The sequence below is a fragment of the Methylibium sp. genome (assembly GCF_013817365.1).
In the GTDB taxonomy this organism is placed as follows: Bacteria; Pseudomonadota; Gammaproteobacteria; order Burkholderiales; family Burkholderiaceae_C; genus Methylibium.
This window is the reverse complement of the sequence record NZ_JACDCU010000082.1, coordinates 1-3296: the sequence shown is the minus strand read 5'-3', so window position 1 is coordinate 3296 and position 3296 is coordinate 1. Positions and strand designations below refer to the sequence as shown.

Genomic DNA, 3296 nt, shown 5'->3' with positions numbered 1-3296 from the left:
CCCCGACTCATTCGACTCCGGGAGACTCCACCATGAAATACGCCGCCTCGATCGTCGTTGCACTCACATTCGTTGCCGCCGGATGCGGCGAAAGGGAAGCCGAGATTCCCGTCGTTCCCGCGCAATCGGCGCCGCCCGCAACGGAGAGCTTGGAGAACGTGCCGAAGGCGCCGCCTCCGCCCGCCGATCCGGCGGTAACCGGTGGTTCTGTCGAGCTGCCGAAACCAGGTCAGAACAACGATCACTCCAGCCCGGCGTTCGACAAGGGCGGGGCGTCGGTGCCGCAGCAATAGCCAGCGGCTCGGCCGCTTGCTCGGTCGAGCGGCTCGAGCGCCGCAGCGGCTTTTCTCGTCCCGAGACGGCCCCCCTGGCTTACGGACACAGTTCCATGCGGCGGGTCACGCCCTTGATCGTTTCCTCGCTGAACCAGAAGAACTGCGAGGTGATCGTCACGCGGCTGTCTGCGCCTTTGGTCTTGTACTGAACCGGCACCACCCAGCCGAGGTGGCCGCTCTGGTTGCGCGACGACATCGAGCAGGTGCCGCGCTCTGGTGCGCCGAACTCCAGTTCACGGCCTTTCTGCGGCCCGGCGATGGTGAGATCGTAGAAGTTGGTGATGGCCTGCTCGTAGTTGATCGGCGCGCGGGTGCGGACCACCTTCGCCTGAGGTTCAGGAACTGGCTGCGTTGCGCAGCCCACAGACAGACAGGCGGCCACGACGACCAAGGCTGCTGCGATCTTCATCTTTTGTTCTCCGCAGAATGAGTTGCCGGTCCGGGAGTATCGGCCAGCGCACAGCGCCGAGCTTCTGCGCGGCCCCGCGCTTGCGGGGACATGTCGAGGCAAAGGGCTTGCTGTGTGTGCGTGCGCACCGTCGAGCCGGCGGCTCGGGCCCGGCTCAGCTGCCAGGTGCCCTCGCGGGAATCGGCGCCACCGCCTGGCGCACGTCGCTGCACTGCGCCCGGTGACGAAGGGCGTGGTCCATCAGCACCAGAGCGAGCAGTGCCTCGGCGATGGGCGTGGCGCGGATGCCCACGCAGGGGTCGTGCCGGCCATGCGTTTCCACCGTCGCAGGTTTGCCTTGCAGATCGATCGAGCGGCGCGGCGTGCGGATGGAGCTCGTCGGCTTGATGGCGATCGACACCATGAGATCCTGCCCGGTGCTGATGCCGCCCAGCACGCCGCCCGCGTGGTTGGTCAGGAAGCCCTCGGGAGTGAGCTCGTCGCCGTGCATCGAGCCACGGTGGGCGACGCTGGCGAAGCCGCTGCCGATCTCCACGCCCTTGACCGCATTGAGGCCCATCATGGCGTGCGCGACGTCGGCATCGAGCTTGTCGAACAGCGGCTCGCCCCAGCCGACAGGCACGCCACTGGCTTGCACCACGATGCGCGCGCCCACCGAATCGCCGGCCTTGCGCAGCGCGTCCATGTGGGCCTCGAGCTGTGCGATCTGGCTCTCGTTCGGCGCGAAGAAGGGGTTGTGCTGCACGTGCTCCCAGCCCTCGAACGCGATCTGGATGTCGCCGAGCGCGGCCATGCCGCCGCGAAACGCGATGCCGTGGTGCTCGGCCAGCCATTTGCGCGCCACCGCGCCGGCTCCGACCATGGGGGCGGTGAGCCGCGCGGAACTGCGCCCGCCGCCGCGCGGATCGCGCAGGCCGTACTTGTGCCAGTAGGTGTAGTCGGCATGGCCGGGCCGGAAAGACTCGGCAATGTTGCTGTAGTCCTTGCTGCGCTGGTCGGTGTTGCGAATCAGCAGGCAGATCGGCGTGCCGGTGGTCTTGCCCTCGTACACGCCGGAGAGAATTTCGACCGCATCGGCTTCGTCGCGTTGCGTCACATGGCGCGAAGTGCCGGGCCGGCGGCGGTCCAGTTCGGGCTGGATGTCGGCTTCCGACAAGGCCATGCCCGGAGGGCAGCCGTCGATCACGCAACCGATGGCCGGACCGTGCGATTCGCCGAAATTGGTGACGCGAAACAGGTGACCGAGGGTGCTGCCGGACATGGTGCGCGGGGAGTCGTTAGACGATCCGCATTGTGACAGCCGCCCCGCGGCGAACCCTCAGGCAGCACGTCGCCCGACGATTCGAACCGGCACGTTGCCGGCCCCGCACGGGCGACTCGCCGTCTTCCTACTGCTGCTGCTGCACGGCCTGCTCGTCCTCGACCGGCCAGTCGCGGATGTAGGCCTTGAGCATGCGGTTCTCGAAGTCCTGCCCCTCCACCACGGCCTTCGCCACGTCGTAGAAGGAGATCACGCCCATCAGCATGCGCTGGGTGATCACCGGCATGTATCGCGCGTGGCGGCCGAGCATCATGCGGCGCACCTCGTCGATCTCGGTTTCGGGCGTGCAGGTGAGCGGCGCGTCGTCCATCACGCTGCGCACCGTGCTGGCCCCCAGGCTGCCATCGTTGCCGACGATCGCCTGCATGACCTCGCGGAAGGTGAGCATGCCGATGAGCTCGCCGTTCTCCATGACCACGAGCGAGCCGATGTCGCGCTCGGCCATGGCCCGCACCGCCTCGGACAGCAACTGGTCGGGCTGGGCGGTGAAGAGCGTGCCGCCCTTCACAACCAGGATGTCGCTGACTTTCATGGCAAGCTCCCTAAGGCAAGGCGAGTTCAATATAGCCCACAATGCCCGCCCGCAGGCGCCCGCATTCCCCCACCGGAGCCTCAATGCCCGGCGAGCTTTGCCGCGCGCGCGCGGCCCGGCTGCCGCCAGGCCGGAACTCAGTCGATCAGTTCCTGCAGCGTCATCTCGCTGAACGCCGCCCGCTTCCAGAACCCGCGAAGGGCCGGCGTCGGCTCCAGCAGCAGGGCGGCGAGCAGCGGCTGCGCCGGCGTGTCCTGCGGCTCGCACAGCAGCACGTAGCGCTTGTGGCCCTCTTCGTCCAGGCGGGCGGCCCAGTCGATTTCGACGAAGGTCTCGAGAATCGGCTCGATCTGCAGCGGGTCGGCGCGCAACTGGTGCGAGAGCTGGTCCAGGCTCGCCCCATGCCGGCTTTGCGTTCGCGCCTGCGACAACTCTCGAAGCAGCAGCACCGCGAGCGAGAAACGGTGACCCGGCGTGAGCGGACGGCGCACCACGCGCATCTGCAGGCTCGGCGCGTAGGCGGCGATCACCGCGCCGAGCAGCACGATGACCCAGCCGAGGTAGATCCAGATGAGGAAGATCGGCACCGTGGCGAAGGCGCCGTACACCGCCGAATAGCTCGGCACCGACACCAGGTACCAGGCCAGCACCGACTTGGCCACCTCGACCCCCGCCGCCACGAACACGCCACCGGCCCAC

General features: G+C 67.9%; 5 protein-coding genes. 1 reads left to right on the top strand and 4 read right to left on the bottom strand.

The window, feature by feature from the left end; genetic code table 11:
* Positions 1-32 precede the first annotated feature (32 nt).
* Positions 33-293 (top strand): hypothetical protein, encoded by a 261-nt coding sequence (locus tag H0W38_RS07395; protein ID WP_292452542.1) that lies wholly within the window; start codon positions 33-35, stop codon positions 291-293.
* Positions 294-372: 79 nt separating this feature from the next.
* Here H0W38_RS07395 and H0W38_RS07390 read toward each other — a convergent pair whose 3' ends face one another.
* The 4 genes from H0W38_RS07390 to H0W38_RS07375 all read right to left on the bottom strand — a co-directional run.
* Positions 373-744: a hypothetical protein gene (locus tag H0W38_RS07390; protein WP_292452541.1), complete on the bottom strand. Its 372-nt coding sequence runs from the start codon at positions 742-744 to the stop codon at positions 373-375.
* 154 nt (positions 745-898) lie between these two features.
* Positions 899-2005: a chorismate synthase gene (aroC, locus tag H0W38_RS07385; RefSeq protein ID WP_292452539.1), complete on the bottom strand. Its 1107-nt coding sequence runs from the start codon at positions 2003-2005 to the stop codon at positions 899-901.
* Positions 2006-2132: 127 nt separating this feature from the next.
* Positions 2133-2597: a CBS domain-containing protein gene (locus tag H0W38_RS07380; RefSeq protein ID WP_292452538.1), complete on the bottom strand. Its 465-nt coding sequence runs from the start codon at positions 2595-2597 to the stop codon at positions 2133-2135.
* A gap of 137 nt (positions 2598-2734) precedes the next feature.
* On the bottom strand, positions 2735-3296 hold a 562-nt coding region (locus tag H0W38_RS07375), incomplete at its 5' end, for a YhjD/YihY/BrkB family envelope integrity protein (RefSeq protein WP_292452536.1).